Raw genomic sequence first — 21,886 nt, forward strand, 5'->3', positions numbered from 1 at the left:
TAGATCGAAGCGACATGGTCGCCGAAACCCGGAAAGACAGTGCCGTTACCATGAGAGAGCGTAGGGCGCGGCGGCAACGCTCGCTTTTCCTGCGTCGTCTTTTTGCGCCTTTCAGCCGGTTTCTCGGTCAGTTTCTGTTCTCCAGCCTGACACGCCGCATATTGTTTCTCAATCTTGCAGCCCTTGCCGTGCTGGTTTCCGGCATTCTCTATATGAATCAGTTCCGCGAGGGGCTGATTGATGCCAAGATCGAAAGCCTGCTCACACAGGGCAAGATCATCGCTGCTGCGATTTCCTCTTCCGCCACGGTCGACACCAATTCGCTGATGATCGATCCGGAAAAGCTTCTGGAGCTTCAGGCAGGGCAGAGCATCACGCCATCACCTGATTCGCCTGATAACTGGGAATTTCCGATCAATCCGGAAAAAGTATCGCCGCTCTTGCGCCAGTTGATTTCACCGACCAGCACGCGCGCGCGCATTTACGATCATTACGCGAATCTCCTGCTCGATTCCCGCTCGCTTTACGCGCCAGCTTTCGCTTCTGGCGGTCCGGTATTCCGCTATGATCTGCCAGCAATCGAAGAAGACACGCCAAGTATCTGGGAGCGTTTCACAGGCTGGTTCTCCCGCCTGTTCTATGGCGGCGGTCTGCCACTTTATCAGGAGCAGCCGGGTGGCAATGGTCTTGCCTATCAGGAAATCGTTCGCGCTCTGACCGGCTCGCCGCAAACGGCACAGCGCCGTAACCAGCAAGGGGAGCTGGTGGTGTCGGTCGCCGTACCAATCCAGCAATCGCGTGCCATTCTGGGTGTCCTCCTGCTTTCGACTGAAGGTGACGACATCGACAAGATCGTGCAGGGCGAGCGCATGGCCGTTTTCCGCGTGTTCGGTGTTGTTGCTGCTGTCATGGTGATCCTGTCGCTGTTTCTGGCGTCCACCATTGCAAGCCCGCTGAGAAAGCTTGCCGCAGCAGCAGACCGCGTGCGTCTTGGTGTGAAAAGCCGCGAGGAAATCCCGGATTTCTCTGAACGCCAGGACGAGGTTGGCCATTTGTCGACCTCTATCCGTGCGATGACCGATGCGCTTTATACCCGCATCGAGGCGATTGAGAGTTTCGCGGCTGACGTGAGTCACGAGCTGAAAAACCCCCTCACCTCGCTGCGAAGCGCGGTTGAAACCTTGCCGCTTGCCAAGAATGATGATTCGCGCAAACGCCTGCTCGACGTCATTCAGCACGACGTCCGCCGCCTCGACCGCCTGATTACCGATATTTCGGATGCTTCGCGACTGGATGCCGAACTGGCACGCGAGCATTCTGATCGCGTTGATATGAAGACGCTGCTGAACGGTCTGGTGGCTGCCGCGCGCGAAGTGCGCCGAAACAAGGTTGGCACCGAGATCGTGTTTAATACCGGCAAATTGCCGTCCGGCAAAAAAGGTTTCTTCGTTGCCGGTCATGATTTGCGTCTTGGACAGGTCATCAGCAATCTTATCGAAAACGCACGCTCCTTCGTCCCCGATGATACAGGGCGTATCGTTGTCACGCTGAGCGGCGAAGGCAGCCGTTTGCGGGTGCTTGTCGAAGATAATGGGCCCGGCATTCCGATCGAAAATATCGAGCGCATCTTTGAGCGTTTCTATACAGACCGCCCGGCTTCTGAGGCTTTTGGCCAGAATTCCGGCCTTGGTCTTTCGATCAGCCGCCAGATTATCGAGGCGCATGGCGGAACGCTGACCGCAGAAAATATCATCGATCCAGCCATACCCGATCACAGGCCAGATCATATGAAGGGCGCGCGCTTCATCGTCGATCTTCCGGCCAGCGCGTGATTTCGACATGACACCCGAAGAGGAAAAAAGCGGCCTTCATGCGACGACTGTGCAATTGCAGGGTCGTGGTGTCATGCTAATGGGCAAGTCCGGCGCAGGTAAGACCGAACTGGCCCTCACCCTTGTCGAACGTGCGATTGTTCGCAATGAGCAGGCTTGTCTTGTCGCCGACGACCGCACTTTATTGCATGTGGAAAGCGGTAAGCTGATTGCGAGTGTTCCGCAAACCTTGGCCGGAGGTGTCGAAATTCGTGGCGCGGGCCTTTTCACTGTTGCTTATGTGGAACAGACGCCACTCGATCTCGTGGTCAAATTGGTCGACCGTGATGGGGCCGAACGCTATCCGAGTGATGAAAAATGGCATTTCGAAGGTGTTGAAGTTCCGCGCCTGCTGCTCCCTGCCCTTTCATCGAATGGCGATTCCAACGCGCTTTCGCGGGCTATAGAGGCTACTTTGTTTTCTAAACCCTGGCCCTGAGGCCAGTGCCGGTGTTTTTTGCAAGCCGTGTTCAAAAAGCGTGCTTAACGCTGCGGCATTTTGCTTTTTTCAAGGCAATGCCGAAATTTTTCACTTGCTATCAAGATTTGCCCTGCCAAGATGCACAACTCGTCGGTTAAGGACCGGCAGGGTTTTAGTGCCATCTGCGCCTTTGGCGGGTTAAAGCGGCGGGCACGCGACAGGAGCTTTTAAAGTATGATCGGACTCGTGCTTGTTACGCACGGAAGGCTGGCCGAGGAGTTTCTCCATGCTGTTGAGCATGTAGTTGGCCCGCAAGACAATTTCGAGACCGTATGTATCGGTGCGGAAGATGACATGGAACAGCGTCGTCGGGATATCGTCGATGCTGTCGAGCGCGCCGATAGCGGCAGAGGTGTCATTGTTCTGACGGATATGTTTGGCGGCACGCCGTCCAATCTGGCGATTTCGGTGATGGAGGAAGGCAAGATCGAGGTCATTGCAGGTGTGAACCTGCCGATGCTGATCAAGCTTTCGAGCGTTCGCATTGCTGGCGACATCAAGACAGCCTTGCGTGAAGCGCAGGATGCCGGACGCAAATATATCAACGTCGCAAGCCAGGTTCTTACAGGAAAGTAATCATGCATCCCACCGTGGCCGTTACTGGCGAATACGATGCCGATAGCGCTTTGTCGCGGTCCTTTGAGATCGTCAACAAGCGCGGGCTTCATGCCCGCGCTTCGGCCAAGTTCGTGCAGCTTGTGGACAGTTATGATGCCCATGTTCGTGTTAGCAAGGACGGTATGACGGTGGGCGGCACATCCATCATGGGCCTCATGATGCTGGCAGCCTCACCCGGCTGCTGTATCGATGTCCGTGCATCCGGCGAACAGGCCGATGCCGTTCTCGATGCGCTTCAGGCGCTTATCGCCGATAAATTCGGCGAGGAATGCTGAGTCTCCACGCGTTCTGCCGCTTCGCAATCAATTGATATAGACACATAAAGATTTCTTTATGTTGCGTTGTGCTGTGCGTGCTGATCTGCTAATCAGAACGCCAGCCGAAGCCCTTTTGTCATTATTTTATTCGGGGCTTCAAAATCAATTTGATTGGAGCAGATGATGACCGCAAGTCAGGATTTTGTCGTCAAGGATATGAGCCTCGCTGACTGGGGCCGTAAGGAACTCGATATTGCTGAAACCGAAATGCCGGGCCTGATGGCTGCGCGCGAAGAGTTCGGCAAATCACAGCCACTCAAGGGCGCACGCATTTCTGGCTCGCTGCATATGACAATCCAGACAGCTGTCCTGATCGAGACGCTGAAGGCTCTGGGTGCCGATGTGCGCTGGGCATCGTGCAATATTTTCTCGACGCAGGATCATGCTGCGGCAGCAATTGCAGCAACCGGCACGCCGGTTTTCGCCATCAAGGGCGAAACGCTAGAAGAATACTGGACCTATACCGACAAGATCTTCCAGTGGTCGGACGGTCAGCCGTCCAACATGATCCTCGATGATGGTGGCGATGCCACCATGTATATCCTGATCGGCGCACGCGCTGAAGCTGGCGAAGACGTTCTTTCCAAGCCTGAAAGCGAAGAAGAAGAAGTTCTGTTCGCGCAGATCAAGAAGCGCATGGCTGAAACGCCAGGTTTCTTCACCAAACAGCGCGATGCGATCAAGGGTGTGACCGAAGAAACCACCACGGGCGTCAACCGTCTCTACCAGCTGCAGAAGAAGGGTCTCCTGCCCTTCCCGGCAATCAACGTCAATGACAGCGTCACCAAGTCGAAATTCGACAACAAGTATGGCTGCAAGGAATCGCTGGTTGACGGCATCCGTCGCGGCACAGACGTCATGATGGCTGGCAAGGTCGCTGTCGTTTGCGGTTATGGCGATGTTGGCAAAGGCTCTGCAGCATCGCTCGCAGGCGCAGGCGCTCGGGTCAAGGTCACGGAAGTTGATCCAATCTGCGCGCTTCAGGCTGCAATGGACGGCTTTGAAGTCATAACGCTCGATGATGCCGCTTCGACCGCCGATATCGTGATCTCGACGACCGGCAACAAGGACGTCATCACGCTTGATCATATGCGCAAGCTGAAAGATATGGCCATTGTTGGCAATATCGGTCACTTCGACAATGAAATTCAGGTTGCAGGTCTTCGTAATCTCAAGTGGACCAATGTGAAGCCACAGGTCGATCTGGTTGAATTCCCGGATGGCAAGCGCATCATCCTGCTTTCGGAAGGTCGTCTGCTCAATCTTGGCAATGCAACGGGCCATCCAAGCTTCGTTATGTCAGCGTCCTTCACCAATCAGGTGCTGGGTCAGATCGAACTCTTTACGCGCACTGACGCGTATAAGAATGAAGTCTATGTCCTGCCAAAGCACCTCGATGAGAAGGTCGCCCGTCTGCATCTCGACAAGCTCGGCGCCAAGCTGACTGTGCTTTCTGAGGAACAGGCCGCATATATCGGCGTAACGCCACAAGGCCCATTCAAGTCGGAACACTACAGGTATTAATTACCCGTTAACCATACTGCTACATCTTGTAGGTCGGGCATCTTTACGTTGCCCGACCTTTATTTTTGCGTGCAACACGCTTCACGCGGATTCACGGTGAGGGTATTGTGAAGACGAATCAATGTGTTTTGACGGGTGTTTGCGTTGGGCGTTTTTTGCCAGTTCAGGCGAAAGACGGGCGACCTATTCATCCTCGAAACATGTCTGGCTTTCAGCATTGTGGCGATGCGCGAGGGTCCGAATGAAGAATTTTGAAATACAGGAGCACCCTTTTTGAGGAGGCTTCCGGGCGGCGGAGACAAGGGAAATATGCCAGAGGTTGGCTCAACGGGGAGCTTGCGGAGCAAATCCGCATTCAGCGCAGGCAGGCACCTGAAAGGTTTGCTTTCGCTTGGCTTCAGCCCTCTCAAACGGGTCATCCTCAAGGCAACGGTTTCCTTTGCCGCACTTGTTGCGGCGGCTCCGGCAGCATTTGCACAAGGTGCTGAAAATTCCACGCGCATAGACCTGCCATTTGGTGGCAGTGTCGGTGCTTTTGAAGTCATCCAGTTTTCGATTTTTCTGGGTGCCATGGGTGCGGCCCTTTTGTCTGCTGGCTGGCTGATCCGCGACCGTTCCAAGATCGCCAATGAAAACAATGAATTGCGCTCGCGTCTGTCCGATATGGGATTGGCTGCACAACGCAATGACGCATTGCTTAACCTCAAAGATCAGCGCATCGTTGTCTGGGATGCACATGGCGCACGCGCCGATGTCGTCGGACAATTGCCGTTTGATTGCGGTGCGCCGCAGGACCGTTCGCATTTTCTGGCCTTTGGTCGCTGGCTTCGTCCGCAATCTGTGACCGAGCTTGAACGCGCGGTTTCGGCCTTGCGCGAGCAGGCTCATGCTTTTGATCTGACAGTTGAAACTGTCAACGGCACGCTTCTGGATGTTTATGGTCGCACGTCGGGCAGTTTTGCGATTGTGCGCTTCCTGAGCCTTCAAGGCGTGCAGGCGGAGCGCGCAGCATTGCAATCGCAGAACCGCGAACTCTCTGAAAAGCTTGCGCTCTTACGCCATCTGCTGGACCGGATTGAACAGCCGGTCTGGGTGCGTGGTTCCGATGGACGTATCGAATGGGTCAATGGTGCCTATGCGCGGGCAGTGGATGCTGCGGACGGCACGCAGGCAAGCTCGGAAGGCCGGGAGCTTTTTGGCGCGCAGGCCCGTCAGCGTCTGGAGCGCGACCGCTTTGCCGAGCCGGATATGCGTGAGCAAATGCCTGCTGTGGTGCGCGGCGACCGCCGGATCTATGATGTCACCGATGTGAGCGCTGAGGCAGGTTCTGCTGGCCTTGGTTTTGATTTGAGTGAAGTGGAACAGGTGCGTGAGGAACTGAACCGCACCCTGAAGAGCCACGCTGAGACGCTCGATCAGCTTTCGACGGCGGTGGCAATTTTCGATCCGGATATGAAGCTGCAATTCTTCAATCAAGCTTTCGTTTCGCTCTGGTCGCTTGATACGGCATGGCTTGAAACACATCCGAGCAACACACTGCTCTTTGATCGGCTTCGTTCCGAAGGAAAGCTGCCTGAGCAGCCGGAATGGCGAAAGTGGAAGGATTCTCTGCTTTCCGCCTACCGCGCGGTCGAGCCGGAAGAACATATGTGGCACTTGCCGGATACGCGCATCATGCGTGTCGTCGCCAATCCGCATCCGCAAGGGGGCGTGACATGGTTCTTCGAGAACATGACCGAAAAGTTCGAGCTTGAAGGCCGCTACAATACGCTGATCAAGGTTCAGGGTGAAACACTTGACCATCTGGCGGAAGCGGTTGCGGTGTTTGGCTCTGATGGCCGTTTGCGCCTTTCCAATCCATCTTTTGCCGATCTCTGGTCGCTGCCCGCAGCGATTACCGTTGAAGGCACGCATATTTCGACCATTTCCAAGCTCTGCGGCCAGCGCGGCGGGGATGGTATCTGGGACGATTTCGTTTCCTCAGTCACTGGCTTCCTTGATGAACGCAACGGGCGCATGGGGCAGGTGGAGCTTGATGACGGCGTCATCCTTTCTTTTGCCGTGGTGCCGCTGCCTAAAGGTCAGACGATGCTCACCTTCATCGATGTCACCGATACGGTGCGTGTGGAACGGGCATTGAAGGAAAAGAACGAAGCGCTTTCGCTCGCCGATCAGATCAAGAACGACTTCGTGCAGCATGTTTCCTATGAGCTGCGCTCGCCGCTGACCAATATCATCGGCTTTACCGAACTGCTGCAAACACCAACCTTTGGTTCGCTCAATGAGCGCCAGCTCGAATATCTCGATCATATCGGCACGTCGTCTGCGGTGCTTCTGACCATCGTCAACGACATTCTTGACCTTGCGACGGTCGATGCCGGTATCATGCAACTCGATATTGATGATGTATCGGTGACCAACGAGATTTCCGCTGCTGCAAAGCGCGTCAGCGAGCGTCTGCACGAACATGATATCGGGCTCGATATCGATATTGCTGACGATGTCGAAACCTTTAGAGCCGATGCCAACCGCGTGCGGCAGGTCCTGTTCAACCTTTTGTCCAATGCATCCAATTATGCGCCGGAAGGTTCGACGGTCGCGCTTCAAGTGGCTCGCGATGGTACGGATATCGTCTTTGCCGTGCATGATGATGGCCCGGGCATGCCGGGCGATGTGCTGGATACGGTTTTCAAGCGTTTTCAGGCCTATCAGAATGGCGGGCGCAAGCGGGGCGTGGGCTTGGGACTTTCCATCGTCAAAAGCTTTGTCGAGCTGCATGGTGGCCGCGTAGAGATCGAAACAGGTGCGGACATTGGAACGACGGTTATTTGTCGCTTCCCATCGGAGGCGCGCAGCTTCCGTGTTGCCGCCGAATAAGGTAAATGGTGCTGCATGAGCACCCCAATCCATAGCCCGATAACCCATCTTGAGCTTTTCCTGCCCGATGAAGCCGCTACACAGCGCTTTGGCGAAGATTTCGCTTTAGCGCTGATTAAAGGCGATCTCGTCACCTTGTCTGGCGATCTTGGCGCAGGCAAATCCTCGCTTGCCCGCGCGATCATCCGTGCGATTGCCGATGATGAGGGGCTTGAGGTGCCAAGCCCGACATTCACGCTGGTGCAGAGCTATGAGGCTTTGCGCATCCCCGTGGCGCACGCTGATCTTTACCGGATTTCGCATGGTGAGGAGCTGGACGAACTGGGGCTTGTCGAATTCCTCGAAGATGGTGTGGTGCTGTCCGAATGGCCGGAGCAGGCGGAAGGTTTTCTGCCGGAGCCAAGCTTCGCCGTGACATTAACCCATGAAGGGGCAGGGCGGCGCATTGCCATTGCAGGTCCCGAGGCTGCGATTGCGCGGCTTCAGCGTACGCTCGACATCCGGGCTTTCCTTGAAAACAACGACCGGGCAGCTGCCACACGCCGCTATTTGCAGGGCGATGCTTCACCGCGCAAATATGAGATCATTACAAGCGCACATGGTGTCGAAGTTCTGATGAATGCACCGGCGATGCCCTATGATCCACCGGCGCGCAACGGAAAATCCTATCGCCAGCTCGCGCATATTGCAGAGAATATTCAGGCTTTCGTGGCTATTGACGGCCTGCTTGCAGCGCATGGTTTGCGGGTGCCAGAAATGCGCGCAATGGATATTGATGCGGGGCTTCTGATCCTTGAGGATCTGGGAACAGAAGGCATCCGCGCACCCTCCGGCGAACCTGTCGCTGAACGCTATGAGGCAGCGGGACGGTTTCTGGCGCATCTTCACGGTGTTCAGTGGCCAGATCAGGCGCCGGTTCCGGGCCATCTCGATCATATCATTGCAGGATTTGACCGCGATGCGATGATCATGGAAGTGAGCCTCGTGGGACAATGGTATGCGCCACGCATCATGGGCCGCAAGCTTACTGAAGCCGAAGTTGCAGCCTATGAGGCGGCATGGGATGAGGTTCTGACCGATATCGCCGATTGCGAAAAAAGCCTGCTGCTGCGCGATTATCACTCACCAAACCTGTTCTGGTTTGAGGATGCGAAAGGTGTCGACAAAATCGGCACCATCGACTTTCAGGACGCGATGATCGGGCCAGCTGCCTATGATGTGGCTTCACTGGCGCTTGATGCCCGCGTGACGATTACGCCGGAGCTCGAAAAGGCAGTGGTTGATGCCTATTGTGATGAACGCCGCAAGCTTGGCCATGTGTTTGACGAAGCGGCTTTCCGGATGGCCTATGCCGCTATGGGTGCGCAGCGCAACGCCAAGCTGCTGGGCTTGTTCGTGCGTCTTGATGAGCGTGATGGCAAGCCGCATTATCTCGCGCATCTGCCACGCATTCATGACTATCTCGGTCGCGTCTTAAAGCATCCGGTCATGGCGCCGGTAGCCCGCTGGTTTGACGATCTCGCTTTGCTGGAGCAACAATGACACTTCCTGATACAGCGATCATGCTTGCAGCAGGTCTTGGCAAGCGTATGCGCCCGATCACCGAAACCATGCCCAAGCCACTGGTTAAGGTTTCTGGTAAGCCGCTGATCGACTGGGGGCTGGATGCGCTGGCAGTAGCAGGTGTCGAGAATACAATCGTCAATGTTCATTACTTAGCCGACCAACTGATCGACTATCTGGCCAACCGCGCAGAGCCGAAAATCACGATCTCCGACGAGCGCGATCTGCTACTTGATTCGGCGGGCGGTATCGTCAATGTGCTGCCGCAGCTTGGGGGTAGGCCGTTCTACGTACTCAATGCCGATACGTTCTGGGTTGGGGATGAAGCAAAGCCGAATATCACGGCTCTTCGTGATGCATGGGACGATGCCTGCATGGATATCTTTCTCATGACGGCCCGGCTCGATCAGGCAACAGGTTTTGAAGGCAAGGGCGACTTCGTTGCGGATGTTGAGGGGCGCTTGCGCCGTCTGCGTGATGTCCCGGGCGATCCCGTCATCTATGCCGGTGCAGCAATCATTCATCCGCGTATTTTTGCGAAAGCCGAGCCGGGTGTTTCATCGCTCAATCGCTATTTTGATGAAGCCATTGCAGCCGGGCGTCTTTATGGTATGCCCATGACCGGGCATTGGCTCACGGTGGGAACACCGGAAGCAATCGGCGAGGCGGAGGCTGTGCTTTCCGCAATTGCGTAAGGAGAGTATGGCGGAATGACCATTACGAGGCCGAAGCTTTTTTCCATTCCATCCGGCACAGCTTTTCTACCAGCCTTTGCCAAGGCACTTCTGGAAGGCCGTTTGATTGAAGACTTTCCGGGTAATACCTCTGATCCGCTGGCACTAGCGAGCGCCACCATCTATGTGCCGACGCGCCGTGCAGCGCGTGCGCTTCGTTCCATTCTGGTCGATATGAATCCGGCTAAATCTGCGATCCTTCCGACCATTCGCCCGCTCGGCGATGTGGACGAAGATGCGGCTTTTTTCAATGCTGCCACAAGCGGCGTATTCGATCTTAATCCGCCAATTGGCAAGGCTGAACGGCTGTTGCTGCTGGCGCGGCTCATTCGTCCATGGCGAGAATCGCTGCCTGCGCATGTGCGGGCGCTGTTTGGCGTCGATGATGTTTCGGTTCCCGCAACAACCTCTGACGCGATTTGGCTTGCGCGTGATCTGGCTGGCCTGATGGATCAGGTCGAAACCGACAATGCCAAATGGAGCGAGCTTGCCAGCATTGCGCCCGATGACCTTGCCGACTGGTGGCAGGTCACGCTCGGCTTTCTCGATATTGTCACGAAACTCTGGCCGGAAATTCTGGAAGAACGCAAGCTATCCAATCCAGCAGCGCACCGCAATGAACTGATCTGGGGCGAGGTGCGGCGACTGCGCGATCATCCGCCCCAAGGTCCTGTGATTGCGGCTGGTTCCACAGGCTCTATTCCCGCGACTGCCGAGCTTGTTTCAGTCATTGCCCGACTGCCGCAAGGTGCTGTGGTTCTGCCGGGACTTGATCGTGATCTTGATAAAGGCGCTTGGAACCTGCTGGGGGCTTCGGACGATAATCCATCCACCTTCGGCCATCCCCAATATGGTCTCCACAAGTTGTTGCAGGCTATTGGGGTATCACGCGAAGATGTCGAGCATATCGAAGATATGCCGGTTAACAAGCGTGTGCTGGAGCGTGTGGTCAGCCAAGCGCTGCGCCCGGCGGAAACCACGGATGCGTGGAGTGAACTCATTGATGATCCCAATATGCAGCCCCAAGCATTGCTGCAATCGGCTCAAAAGATCGATCTGATTGAAACCGCTAATGAGCGTGAGGAAGCGCTGGCAGTGGCCCTGGCGCTTCGCGATGCGATCAGCGATGAAAACAAGACCGCCGCATTGGTTACTGCCGATAGAAATCTCGCGCGCCGCGTGGTGGGCGAACTCGCCCGCTTTGGCATCGACGCCGATGATTCCGGCGGTCGCCATTTGCGCGATATCGAAACCGCGACGCTGATGCGCCTCATGGTCGAAACCGTGTTCAACCCCGGCGATCCCGTGGCCCTATTAGCGCTCGTCAAGCACCCGATGCTAAGGCTTGGCGGCAAGCGCATCGAGCGGCGACTGGCTGCGGAAACGCTTGAACTGGTGGCGTTCCGTGGCGGTACGGGTAGGGCATCGATCATCGATCTTCCCGCCTTTTTCGATCGCCGCATGGAAGAAAGTGCCAGCCAGTCATGGCAACCGGCATGGCACGCGACTGTTACGCCTGACATGATTGAAGCGGCGCGCGCGCTTTGCGTGAGCCTGTCGGAAGCTGTTGCGCCGCTGGCACCTTTTGCCACCATTAACCGGCGAACGGATATTGGCGAGATTACGCGGGCAACTGTTGAAGCGCTGGAAAATCTGGCGCGTGATGAAAGCGAAAGTGTCACACGTTATTATTCCGGCGAGCATGGCGAGAAGCTGGCTTCATTTCTGCGTCAGCTTGTGGCGAGCGAAGCGGGACTGGATTTTGAGGCTATTGAGTGGCCCGCAATTCTTGAAGCTCTGATGTCGGGCGAAACCGTCAAGCCGCATCCGGGCGGCCATCCGCGCGTCTTCATCTGGGGTGCGCTGGAAGCGCGTTTGCAGACCATGGATACGCTGGTGATCGGTGGTCTCAACGAAGGCACTTGGCCCGCCAAGACGCGCAATGACCCGTTCATGTCGCGCCCTATGAAGGCGATGATCGCGCTTGATCCACCTGAGCGCCGTACCGGCCTTGCAGCGCACGATTTCCAGATGGCGCTCGGCATGGATCATGTCGTGCTGTCGCGTTCGCAGCGTTCGGACAATGCACCAACTATTCCGTCGCGCTGGTTGCAGCGGCTTGAAACGGTTCTGGGTTCAGATGTGACCAAGGATATGCGCTCGCGTGGGCAACGTTTTATCCATTGGGCGCGTGAAATCGATCAGGCGCCTGATGTGCCTTTTGTCAAACGCCCGGAACCGGCACCGCCCGTAAGCGCACGGCCCAAGCATTTTTCGGTCACGGAAATCGAAACCCTGCGTCGCGATCCCTACGCGATCTTTGCCAAAAAGATTCTGAAACTGCGTCCGCTGGAGCCGTTGATCCGCGATCCGGCAGCTGCAGAACGTGGGACGCTTTTTCACGACATTCTCGGGCATTTCACCGAAGAGGGCATTGATCCGCTGGCTCCCGATGCAGCCGTGCAGCTCGAAGAATTTGGCCGGCATTTCTTTGGCGAAATGGATCTACCCATTGAGATAGAAGCAGTCTGGTGGCCGCGTTTTACCGCTCTTATTCCGCAATTCCTCGAATGGGAGCGGGAACGCGCTTATAATGTTCAAACCCGCTTTGCCGAAATTTCGTCGGATAAGCGCGAGGTTGAAAGTCTTGGCATCACTTTGTCGGGCCGTGCCGATCGTATCGATCTGATGCGTGATGGGACAGCGGAAGTGATCGATTATAAGACCGGCTCCACGCCATCGCCAAGACAGGCGCATGTTCTCTTGTCGCCACAGTTGGCGCTGGAAGCAGCTCTTCTTGCGCGGGGGGCTTTTTGCGATCTGGGCGCGGTTCGAGCGTCTGATCTGACCTATGTGCGATTGCGGGCAGGCGGCGAGGTGAAGCCCGAGTCGATTTTAAAAATTGGCAGGCCGCCTTCGGAAAAAACTGCACCCGCCCTTGGTGAAGAGGCATGGCAGCGACTGGCGCAGTTGCTGACCGACTATCAGAATCCGGCTAAGGGTTATCTTTCCCGCGCGCTTCCTTTTCGTGAGACAGATTTGACGGGCGATTATGATCATCTGGCACGCGTGCTGGAATGGTCCGCTGGTGGTGATGCTGGCGGGGAGGGCGGCGAATGAAAAAGCAACGTGTGATTCCACCGGAAACAATTGCAGCGCAGGCCAGTGCCGCCAATCCGCTGGCCTCTGTCTGGGTGTCGGCCAATGCCGGTTCCGGCAAGACTCACGTTTTGACTGAGCGCGTTATCCGGCTGCTGCTCGAAGGCACCGACCCGTCGAAAATTCTCTGCCTCACCTATACCAAGGCGGCAGCGGCCGTCATGCAGAACCGTGTTTTTGCGCGATTGTCTGAATGGGCAATGTTGCCGGATGAGGATTTGGCCGACAGGCTTGTCAAGCTTGAAGGCAGGCGTCCGGGAGCGACACGGCTTGCCGTGGCACGCAGGCTTTTTGCGCGGGCGCTTGAAACGCCAGGCGGGCTGAAAATCCAGACCATCCACGCATTCTGCGAAGCGATCCTGCATCAGTTCCCGCTTGAGGCGAACATCGCAGGCCACTTCGAGATGATGGACGATCTCATGCAGGCGGCCCTTGTTGGCGAAGCGCGCCGCACCCTGCTTGAGACCGCACATGGCGGCGGCGATCCGGAACTGGCAAACGCTTTTGCCGATGTCATGCAGGCAGCAGGCGAGATGGGTTTGCAGGCACTGCTTGATGAAGCCGTGGGCCGCCGCAATGGCTTGCAGCAATACATTATGGCGCTTGGCAATGCGGATGAGCGCAGCGAGGCGTTGCACCGGCATTTCCGTTCCCGGCCCGACACGCGCGAATCCGATTTGCTGGATGATATGTGGCCGGTGCCGGAGTTTTCTGACGATGCACTCGATCTCATTTTGTCGATCCAGAAGGGTGCGGCACGCGCGCATGACTTCGCGTTGCAGCTCAAGCAATATGAGAAAGTGAAAAGCAGTTTCGACAAGGAAGCCGTTCTGCGTGCTTCCTTCCTGAAGGCGACGGGCGAGGCCAAATCCGGGTCTTATGTGGGCTCGGCTGCCGTAAAAAAGCTGCTGCCGGATTTCGAAGAAGATTTTAATGCCGCAGCAATGCGTGTTGAACTTGGTCTCGACAAGATCAAGGAGCTGCGGCTTATCCGGCTAAATCTGGCCGGGCTCACGCTGATTGATAATCTGCTGCAGCGCTATCATGATTTGAAGCGCAGACGTGGTCTGCTCGACTTTGAAGATCTGATTACACGCACCGTGGCGCTTCTGGCGCGCAATGGGGCGGGGCAATGGGTGCAATATAAGCTCGACCGCGGCATTGATCATATTCTGGTCGATGAAGCACAGGATACCAGTCCCGATCAGTGGCAGGTCATCCGCATGTTGTCGGAAGAGTTTTTCTCAGGCCTCGGTCAGCGCAACGTGCAGCGCACGCTGTTTGCCGTTGGCGATGAAAAGCAGTCGATCTATTCGTTTCAGGGCGCTGTGCCGGAAGACTTTGCTATTCAAGGTAAAGCGATCAGTGCCAAGGCTCGTGATGCGGACCTCACTTTTAAAGAAGTTCGTCTGAACTTCTCTTTCCGCTCTGCACCGGATGTATTGCAGGCGGTAGACGAAGTTTTCTCGCGCCCCGAGGCTAATCGCGGCTTGTCAGGGGCCACCGTTCACTCTGCCATTCGCGATCAGGAGCCGGGTGAGGTAGAAATCTGGGATATGCTGACGCCGGAAGTGGTTGAGGAGCCGGATGACTGGCGCGTGCCGGTCGACCACTTGCAGGCACCTGCCATAAAACTTGCCGAACAGATTGCAGAAACCATTCGCTACTGGCTTGATCGCGGCGAAACCATTCCAGGTCAGAACCGCAAACTTGCGCCGAAAGATATTATGGTGCTGGTTCGTAAGCGCGATCAGTTCATGCCAGCGCTTTCGCGGGCACTCAAAGAGCGCCATGTGCCGGTGGCTGGTGCCGACCGCCTCAAGCTTACAAGCCACATCGCCATTCAGGATTTGATGGCGCTGGGGCGTTTCGTTTTGCAGCCGTCAGATGATTTGTCATTGGCTTCGCTTCTAAAAAGTCCGCTGTTTGGCTGGGATGATGACAGGCTGTTTGCATTGGCCAATCCGCGCAAGAGCGGCGAAACACTGTTTGAGCGTCTCTATCATGCATCCCTTGAAGAACCGGCATTGATCGGTGTGCACAAGACGCTGAGCCGCTGGCGCAATATGGCCGATACCATGCCAATCTTCGAGTTCTATGCGCGGGTTTTGAGTGCGGATGGTGCTCGGCGTAAGTTGCTTGCGCGGCTTGGGCCGGAAGCAGGCGATATTATCGACGAATTTCAGAACTACGCGCTTTCGGCTGAACGCGCTGGCCTGCCGGGTATGCAGGCATTTCTGGAAACGCTCGATGCGGCATCACCGCAAATCAAACGCGAGCTTGATCAGGGCCGTAACGAAGTGCGTATCATGACGGTTCATGCTGCCAAGGGGCTTGAGGGAGCCGTGGTGTTTCTGGTTGATCCGGGCAATGCCGTTTGGAGCGGGACCCGCGCGCCAAAGCTCATTCCGTTTGATCTTACTAATGATGGACCACAGGTGAAAGGCTATCTCTGGCAACCCAATGCTGGTTATCAAACCGGCTTTCTGGCTTCGCAGATTGAGGGCCTGAAGGTGCGCGCCGAAGAAGAATATCGCCGCCTGCTCTATGTAGGAATGACGCGTGCGGAGGACCGGCTGATTGTCTGTGGCTATCGCGGCTCGCGTGAAAGCGGCGAGACATGGCACAGGCTGGTCGAAGATGCGCTGACAACGAAGGCTGAAACCTTTGTGCATCCGGTATCGGGTGTTGCCGCCCGACGCTATCGCAACACGCCGCGCGGTCTGACTGAGATTGCCGAGCCTGAAGTGGTGCAAGTCGCAGAACTGCCGCCGCTGCCAGACGACTTTAAAAAGCCGATAAAGCCGGAACCGGGTCTGCCGCGTCCCCTTGCGCCATCCGGTGCATCGGTATTGATTGAAGCGGATGAGGAGCCACCGCTCGATACGTTGTCGCCGGTGCTGGGGCAGAGCGGCGAGACGTCGGCTTTCGCGTTAAGGCGCGGTACGGCGATCCATATGCTGCTGCAATATCTGCCCGAAGTGGCGATAAATGAGCGTGAGAAGCTTGCACAGGATTATCTCGCACGCATTGCTGCCGATTGGCCGGAAGCTGAACGCGCGAAAGCCTGGGCGAGTGTGGCAACCATTCTGGCCGATCCAAAGTTTGCGCCGGTCTTTGCCAAAGGATCCCGTGGTGAAGTGGCGGTCATGGGTACGATCAATCTCGGCGGAAAAGACCATGCCGTGTCAGGGCAGATCGACCGCATCAGCGTTGAAGAAGCTCGCGTTCTGATCGTGGATTATAAAACCAATCGCCCGCCGCCAAAGAGTGTTGAAGCCGTACCTTTCGCCTATCGCGCGCAGCTGGCGCTCTATCGGGAATTGCTTGCGCCTCTCTATCCGGGACGGGTAGTCGAGGCCGCTTTGCTCTTCACGGAAGGCCCGTATCTGCTGCCATTGCCAGAAGCTTCAATGGATGAAGCACTGAAGGCGCTTGGTGACTCTCAAGGAAAGGTGAGCAACCAGAGCTTGACGGATGGCAGTCAACACGCCACATGATATGGTCAAATGAGCAGTTTCTCTTGAGTCTTTTGCTCTCAAACAGATATGAGGATAGCCCTATGGCAACCGTAAAGGTCGATAACAGCAATTTTCAGTCGGACGTTCTTCAGTCGAGCGAGCCAGTCGTCGTGGATTTCTGGGCTGAATGGTGCGGTCCATGCAAGATGATCGCTCCGGCTCTTGACGAAATCGCTGCTGAAATGGCTGGTCAGGTTAAGATCGCCAAGGTCAATATCGACGAAAATCCAGAACTCGCAGCACAGTTCGGCGTGCGTTCGATCCCAACGCTGCTGATGTTCAAGGACGGCGAACTCGCCGCCAACATGGTTGGCGCTGCTCCAAAGAGCCGCCTTGCCGACTGGATCAAGGCTTCTGCTGCTTAATCAGCAAGCTTCTGATTTGTGACAAAACCCGGCCTTTGTGCCGGGTTTTTTGTTGCGCTCATGCTGCCTCAAAAGCGCAAGCATTCAAGAAAGCTTCAATGAACTGAGAAAATACTGTTACAAATGAGGCTTATTCCCCGTGCAGTCTCAAAGCTGGCCGTCGTTCATCCGGCGGTCGCCATCGTTCGGGGTAAAGCATGCTTATTAATCGTCGTCACGCATTGGGTTTGATGGGAGCTGCTGCCGGCACTTTCGTCCTGCCGGGCATCGTTCGCGCCAACCAGCGCCGCTCGATCACGATCGCGGTGCAGAAGATCACCAACAACAACACGCTCGACATCTGGAACGAGCAGTCGAATGTTGGCGAGCGTGTCTTCTTCCCGAATTTGTGGGAAGGTCTCATCCTGCGTGACTGGATGGGCAATCAGGGACCTGTTCCCGGCCTTGCCACCGAGTGGAAGCGTCTTGATGACAAGACCATTGAGTTGAAGCTGCGTCAGGGCGTCAAGTTCCACAATGGCGATGAACTGACGGCTGAAGACGTGGTTTTCTCGTTCTCCGATGAGCGCCTTTTTGCAGGTACCGAGCCATCGGGTGGCAAGACGCTTTACGAAGCAAACTTCAAGCCGCAGACCGAAAAAGAACTGCCAGCTGCAATTCCGGGCATTTCGCGTCGCCTGTGGCCAGCCCTTCGCGGTGTCGAAGCTGTCGACAAATATACCGTGCGTTTCCACAATGCGACACCTGACGTCACACTTGAAGGCCGCCTCTACGCCTTCGGTTCACAGATTGCCAACAAGCGCGCCTGGAACGAAGCAAAGTCCTATACCGATTGGGCTCGTAAGCCAGTCACAACCGGCCCTTACAAGGTTGCTGACTATAAGCCAGACGTAGAGCTGGTTCTTGAGGCGCACGACGAATACTGGGGCGGTCGTCCGCCATTGCAGCAGATCCGCTTCGTTGAAGTGCCGGAAGTTGCAAGCCGCGTAAATGGTTTGATTTCCGGTCAGTATGATTTCGCCTGCGATCTTCCACCAGATCAGATCGGCAATGTAGCCAACAATCCGGGTCTCGAAGTCCAGAGCTCGACCATCTGGAATCACCGCACGACGATTTTCAATACGCAGAATGAAGTGCTGCGCGATCCGCTGGTTCGCCGCGCAATGACCCATTCGATTGACCGTCAGGCAATCGTGGATTCGCTCTGGGCCGGTCAGACTGTTGTGCCTGCTGGTCTGCAGTTTGAAAGCTTCCGCACCTCCGATATGTTCATCGAAGGCTGGGAACCACCACAGTTCGACCCGGAACTCGCCCGCGATCTGCTCAAGCAGGCCAATTATAAGGGCGATGCGATCCCTTACCGTCTGCTCAACAACTACTACACCAACCAGACCCCGACTGCTCAGGTTCTCGTTGAAATGTGGAAGCAGGTTGGTCTGAATGTCGAGATCGAGATGAAGGAAAACTGGGCGCAGATCCATGATCCGGCAGGCACCAAGGGTGTCCGTGACTGGTCGGCATCCAACAACATCAATGATCCGATCACACCGATGGTCGTGCAGTTTGGCCCGAACGGCGAAGTCCAGCAGAAGAAGGACTGGTCGAACGACGAGATCAACAAGCTGTCGGTCATCATGGAAACCTCGACAGATCGCGGAGAGCGCAAGAAGGCGATCAAGCGTATGCTTGAAATCTGTGAGCGCGAAGATCCGGTTTACAGCGTGCTGCATCAGAATGCTGTGTTCACCGGCATGAAGAAGGAACTGAAGTGGAAAGCCGCTCCGGCCTTCGCCATGGATTTCCGTTCAAACAACTGGAACGTCTGATCCTGATGAACGGCTGACGCGTTTACGCGTCAGCCATTTTTCTTTTCATGAAATGCATCTGAAAATCGCCAGTAACCGCGATTGACCGAGCGAAAGGAGAAGACGGTGGCATTCGTCTCCATTCGGGATTTAAAGGTTTCTTTCAGCGGTGTGCAGGTTCTGCACGGTATCAATCTCGACATCGACCGGGGTGAAACTCTGGGTCTGGTTGGTGAATCCGGCTGCGGAAAATCTGTAACCTGGCTTGCAGCCCTTGGTCTTTTGCCGGGCAAGACATCGGTCTCCGGTTCAGTGGTCGTTGATGGTCAACAGCTCATCGATGCACCGCGTCATGTGCAGGAAAGCGTTCGTGGCGGTCGCATTGCGATGATTTTTCAGGACCCAAGTTCCTCGCTCAATCCGGTCAAGAAAGTTGGGCCACAGATTGTCGAGTCTTTGGCTCTCCATCGCGGATTGAAGGGCAATACTGCGCGTCTTGAAGCGATCAGGCTTATGGAACGGGTTGGCATTCCAGATGCCGCGCGACGGTTTAATCTTTTCCCGCATGAATTTTCAGGTGGCCAGTGTCAGCGGATCATGATCGCTATCGCATTAGCCGGTGAGCCGGATGTGCTGATTGCGGATGAACCGACCACGGCACTCGATGTCACCATTCAGGCGCAGATTCTCGATCTTCTGAACCAGATCAGGCAGGAAACCGGCATGGCGATCGTATTCATCAGCCATGATCTGGGGGCAGTCAGTCAGATATGCGAGCGGGTGTGCGTCATGTATGCCGGACGTATCGTGGAAACTGCGCAAACGTCGGAATTGTTTGAGACACCGAAGCATCCTTATACATTGGGCCTGTTTGATGCCATTCCGCGGCTCGATGGCGGGCGCGAACGACTGCGCGCCATTCCGGGTACGGTCCCCGATCCCCGACACTTGCCGCAAGGCTGTGCCTTCGCGCCGCGCTGTTCGCAGGCAACCGATCAGTGTGAAAAACATATTCCTGAGCTTCGGCAGTTGAGCGCGCAGAAAGTCGCCTGTTTCAATGCGGTTGATGTGATGGAAACCGCATTCATCGATGCGGGAAACGCCCATTGCACTATCAGTGCAGAAGGAGCGGCTGCATGAGTTTCCTTCTTGAAGCCCGCAATCTCGTTCGCACCTATCAGGGCGGCGGCATCTTCAGAAAGACCGATCCGGTAAAGGCAGTCGACGGCGTGAGTTTACGCATTCAGCCGGGCGAAACTCTTGGCATTGTGGGTGAATCCGGTTGCGGCAAGTCCACGCTCGGTCGTATGTTGCTGGGCATTGACGATGCGACAGAAGGCGAAGTGCTCTTCGACGGCAAGCCGTTGCCAACGCGCAATACGGTCGAATGGCGCAAGCTTCGCGCTCAGATGCAGCTGGTGTTTCAGGACCCGCTCGCAGCCCTTGACCGTCGCCTGACCATTGCCGCGCAGATCGGCGAACCTTTGCAGATACATGGTATCGCTAGAGGAACAGAGCTTAAAGACCGTGTCGATGAGTTGATGATATCAGTCGGCCTTCGTCGCGATCAGGGAGATCGCTATCCGCATGAATTGTCGGGTGGCCAGCGCCAGCGTGTCATCATCGCACGTGCTCTGGCCACAAGCCCGCGCCTGCTGGTCTGTGACGAGCCGGTTTCGGCACTTGATGTTTCCATTCAGGCGCAGGTCGTCAATCTGCTGCGCGATCTGCAGGAACGGCACGGCGTTGCCATGGTTTTCATCAGCCATGATCTCAAGGTCGTGCGCAATATCTGCGACCGCGTGGCGGTCATGTATCTCGGCAAGATCGTCGAGGAAGCAAGCTCCGGCGTCATTTTTGAAACACCACAGCATCCCTATACAAAAGCGCTTGTTTCCTCCGTGCCCGTTCCCGGGAAACGGCTTGAGCACCGCATGATCCTCAAGGGCGAACCGCCAAATCCGGCCAATCGACCGGATGGTTGCGTTTTCCATCCGCGTTGTCCGATTGCTGGGTTCCAGTGTCCGACCGCAATGCCAGAACTTGAAATTTCCGGTTACGACCGACGAACCGCTTGTCATTTTGTCGAGCCGGTCAAAACTGCGGCGTGAGGCTCGAATGTTTTCTTATGTAGCATCCCGCTTTTTCCGCGCATTGGTTACCGTGTTTCTGGTCATGACCTTCGCTTTCGTGGTTCTGCGCATGTCGGGCGATCCCGCACAGATTATGCTTGGTCCTGATGCGCCGCAGGAATCCATTGATGCGTTTCGCAAGGCGTGGGGGCTGGATGACCCGCTGTGGCTCCAATATCTCTCTTATCTCAGGGGGATTTTGAGCTTCGATTTCGGTGTCTCCATGCGAGACAAGGCATCGGCCATCGATCTGGTGTTGCAGCGTATTCCTGCGACACTTCAAATCACGATCCCGGCGCTGATCATCAAGCTGTGCCTTGGCATTCCGGCAGGTGTCTATGCGGCCTTGCACCGTCAGGGTTTTGCGGATCGTGGCGTGATCACACTGTCTATTCTTGGCTTTACAGTGCCGTCTTTCGTGCTTGGTCTGGTGCTGGTTCTGATCTTTTCGATCCAGCTTGGCGTTCTGCCATCCGGTGGTAGTGATACGTGGATACATGGCATTCTGCCGACGCTGACGATTGCCATCGGCGGTACGGCAATTCTGGCGCGTTTCTCGCGTTCGGCAATGATCGAAGTGCTTGGCCGTCCCTATATCCGCACAGCTTCCGCCAAGGGGGTGAGCTGGCATGATGTTGTGTGGAAACACGCACTGCCCAATGCTTCAGTGCCGATTGTCACCATTGTCGGCTTCATGGTCGGATCGTTGATTGCGGGTGCGGTTGTCGTTGAGACCATCTTTTCATGGCCGGGCGTCGGACGCCTGCTTGTTGTTTCGGTTGCCAATCGCGATCTCGCCGTCGTGCAGTGCCTTCTTCTGATGATTGCAAGCTGCATGGTCGTCTCCAACCTCATTGTCGATGTTCTCTACGGCGTTCTTGATCCACGCCTGAGATCAAAGGCTGCTCACTAAGGGAGG

15 protein-coding genes are annotated in these 21,886 nt (G+C 55.9%); all 15 read left to right on the top strand.

The window, feature by feature from the left end; genetic code table 11:
* Positions 1–14: 14 nt before the first annotated feature.
* The 15 genes from ACSME1_RS06740 to ACSME1_RS06810 all read left to right on the top strand — a co-directional run bounded on the left by ACSME1_RS06740 (position 15) and on the right by ACSME1_RS06810 (position 21,880).
* The gene (locus tag ACSME1_RS06740) at positions 15–1,832 is read left to right on the top strand and encodes a stimulus-sensing domain-containing protein (RefSeq protein ID WP_105705582.1); all 1,818 of its coding nucleotides are present in this window, start codon (positions 15–17) and stop codon (positions 1,830–1,832) included.
* A 7-nt stretch (positions 1,833–1,839) separates the two neighbouring features.
* Positions 1,840–2,310, top strand: a complete 471-nt coding sequence (locus ACSME1_RS06745) for an HPr kinase/phosphorylase (protein WP_024898425.1) — start codon at positions 1,840–1,842, stop codon at positions 2,308–2,310.
* A 216-nt stretch (positions 2,311–2,526) separates the two neighbouring features.
* On the top strand, positions 2,527–2,928 hold the full coding sequence (locus tag ACSME1_RS06750) for a PTS sugar transporter subunit IIA (RefSeq protein ID WP_024898424.1): 402 nt from the start codon (positions 2,527–2,529) through the stop codon (positions 2,926–2,928).
* 2 nt (positions 2,929–2,930) lie between these two features.
* Entirely contained in the window at positions 2,931–3,245 is a 315-nt protein-coding gene (locus tag ACSME1_RS06755) for an HPr family phosphocarrier protein (protein WP_024898423.1), read from the top strand.
* A 165-nt stretch (positions 3,246–3,410) separates the two neighbouring features.
* Complete coding sequence (ahcY, locus tag ACSME1_RS06760; RefSeq protein ID WP_105705581.1) at positions 3,411–4,811, top strand: adenosylhomocysteinase; 1,401 nt, start codon at positions 3,411–3,413, stop codon at positions 4,809–4,811.
* A gap of 309 nt (positions 4,812–5,120) precedes the next feature.
* The gene (locus ACSME1_RS06765; protein ID WP_105705579.1) at positions 5,121–7,688 is read left to right on the top strand and encodes a sensor histidine kinase; all 2,568 of its coding nucleotides are present in this window, start codon (positions 5,121–5,123) and stop codon (positions 7,686–7,688) included.
* A gap of 15 nt (positions 7,689–7,703) precedes the next feature.
* Positions 7,704–9,230, top strand: coding sequence for a tRNA (adenosine(37)-N6)-threonylcarbamoyltransferase complex ATPase subunit type 1 TsaE (gene tsaE / locus ACSME1_RS06770; protein WP_036567519.1), 1,527 nt, complete (start codon positions 7,704–7,706; stop codon positions 9,228–9,230).
* Positions 9,227–9,946, top strand: coding sequence for a nucleotidyltransferase family protein (locus ACSME1_RS06775; protein ID WP_024898419.1), 720 nt, complete (start codon positions 9,227–9,229; stop codon positions 9,944–9,946). The genes tsaE and ACSME1_RS06775 overlap by 4 nt, the downstream gene beginning before the upstream one ends.
* A 15-nt stretch (positions 9,947–9,961) precedes the next feature.
* On the top strand, positions 9,962–13,105 hold the full coding sequence (gene addB / locus ACSME1_RS06780; protein WP_024898418.1) for a double-strand break repair protein AddB: 3,144 nt from the start codon (positions 9,962–9,964) through the stop codon (positions 13,103–13,105).
* Positions 13,102–16,644: a double-strand break repair helicase AddA gene (addA, locus tag ACSME1_RS06785; RefSeq protein WP_105705578.1), complete on the top strand. Its 3,543-nt coding sequence runs from the start codon at positions 13,102–13,104 to the stop codon at positions 16,642–16,644. The genes addB and addA overlap by 4 nt, the downstream gene beginning before the upstream one ends.
* Positions 16,645–16,706: 62 nt before the next feature.
* Positions 16,707–17,030 carry a thioredoxin gene (gene trxA / locus ACSME1_RS06790; protein ID WP_007872546.1) on the top strand — a complete coding sequence of 108 codons (324 nt, stop codon included), beginning with the start codon at positions 16,707–16,709 and terminating at the stop codon, positions 17,028–17,030.
* A 197-nt stretch (positions 17,031–17,227) separates the two neighbouring features.
* Positions 17,228–18,856: an ABC transporter substrate-binding protein gene (locus ACSME1_RS06795; protein WP_024898416.1), complete on the top strand. Its 1,629-nt coding sequence runs from the start codon at positions 17,228–17,230 to the stop codon at positions 18,854–18,856.
* Positions 18,857–18,961: 105 nt separating this feature from the next.
* Entirely contained in the window at positions 18,962–19,975 is a 1,014-nt protein-coding gene (locus tag ACSME1_RS06800) for an ABC transporter ATP-binding protein (RefSeq protein WP_105705576.1), read from the top strand.
* Entirely contained in the window at positions 19,972–20,946 is a 975-nt protein-coding gene (locus tag ACSME1_RS06805; RefSeq protein ID WP_024898414.1) for an ABC transporter ATP-binding protein, read from the top strand. Before ACSME1_RS06800 ends, ACSME1_RS06805 begins: the two co-directional genes overlap by 4 nt.
* 7 nt (positions 20,947–20,953) lie before the next feature.
* On the top strand, positions 20,954–21,880 hold the full coding sequence (locus ACSME1_RS06810) for an ABC transporter permease (protein ID WP_024898413.1): 927 nt from the start codon (positions 20,954–20,956) through the stop codon (positions 21,878–21,880).
* Positions 21,881–21,886 lie beyond the last annotated feature (6 nt).

The organism is Brucella pituitosa (assembly GCF_965577835.1).
In the GTDB taxonomy this organism is placed as follows: domain Bacteria; phylum Pseudomonadota; class Alphaproteobacteria; order Rhizobiales; family Rhizobiaceae; genus Brucella; species Brucella pituitosa.

Excerpts from the sequence above, each read along its gene's own strand:
- ACSME1_RS06805 (WP_024898414.1), top strand. The coding sequence starts at position 19,972 with ATGAGTTTCCTTCTTGAAGCCCGCAATCTCGTTCGCACCTATCAGGGC.
- trxA (WP_007872546.1), top strand. The coding sequence starts at position 16,707 with ATGGCAACCGTAAAGGTCGATAACAGCAATTTTCAGTCGGACGTTCTT.
- ACSME1_RS06765 (WP_105705579.1), top strand. The coding sequence starts at position 5,121 with ATGCCAGAGGTTGGCTCAACGGGGAGCTTGCGGAGCAAATCCGCATTC.
- ACSME1_RS06775 (WP_024898419.1), top strand. The coding sequence starts at position 9,227 with ATGACACTTCCTGATACAGCGATCATGCTTGCAGCAGGTCTTGGCAAG.
- ACSME1_RS06740 (WP_105705582.1), top strand. The coding sequence starts at position 15 with ATGGTCGCCGAAACCCGGAAAGACAGTGCCGTTACCATGAGAGAGCGT.
- ACSME1_RS06745 (WP_024898425.1), top strand. The coding sequence starts at position 1,840 with ATGACACCCGAAGAGGAAAAAAGCGGCCTTCATGCGACGACTGTGCAA.
- ACSME1_RS06755 (WP_024898423.1), top strand. The coding sequence starts at position 2,931 with ATGCATCCCACCGTGGCCGTTACTGGCGAATACGATGCCGATAGCGCT.
- tsaE (WP_036567519.1), top strand. The coding sequence starts at position 7,704 with ATGAGCACCCCAATCCATAGCCCGATAACCCATCTTGAGCTTTTCCTG.
- addB (WP_024898418.1), top strand. The coding sequence starts at position 9,962 with ATGACCATTACGAGGCCGAAGCTTTTTTCCATTCCATCCGGCACAGCT.
- ACSME1_RS06810 (WP_024898413.1), top strand. The coding sequence starts at position 20,954 with ATGTTTTCTTATGTAGCATCCCGCTTTTTCCGCGCATTGGTTACCGTG.
- ahcY (WP_105705581.1), top strand. The coding sequence starts at position 3,411 with ATGACCGCAAGTCAGGATTTTGTCGTCAAGGATATGAGCCTCGCTGAC.
- addA (WP_105705578.1), top strand. The coding sequence starts at position 13,102 with ATGAAAAAGCAACGTGTGATTCCACCGGAAACAATTGCAGCGCAGGCC.
- ACSME1_RS06750 (WP_024898424.1), top strand. The coding sequence starts at position 2,527 with ATGATCGGACTCGTGCTTGTTACGCACGGAAGGCTGGCCGAGGAGTTT.
- ACSME1_RS06795 (WP_024898416.1), top strand. The coding sequence starts at position 17,228 with ATGCTTATTAATCGTCGTCACGCATTGGGTTTGATGGGAGCTGCTGCC.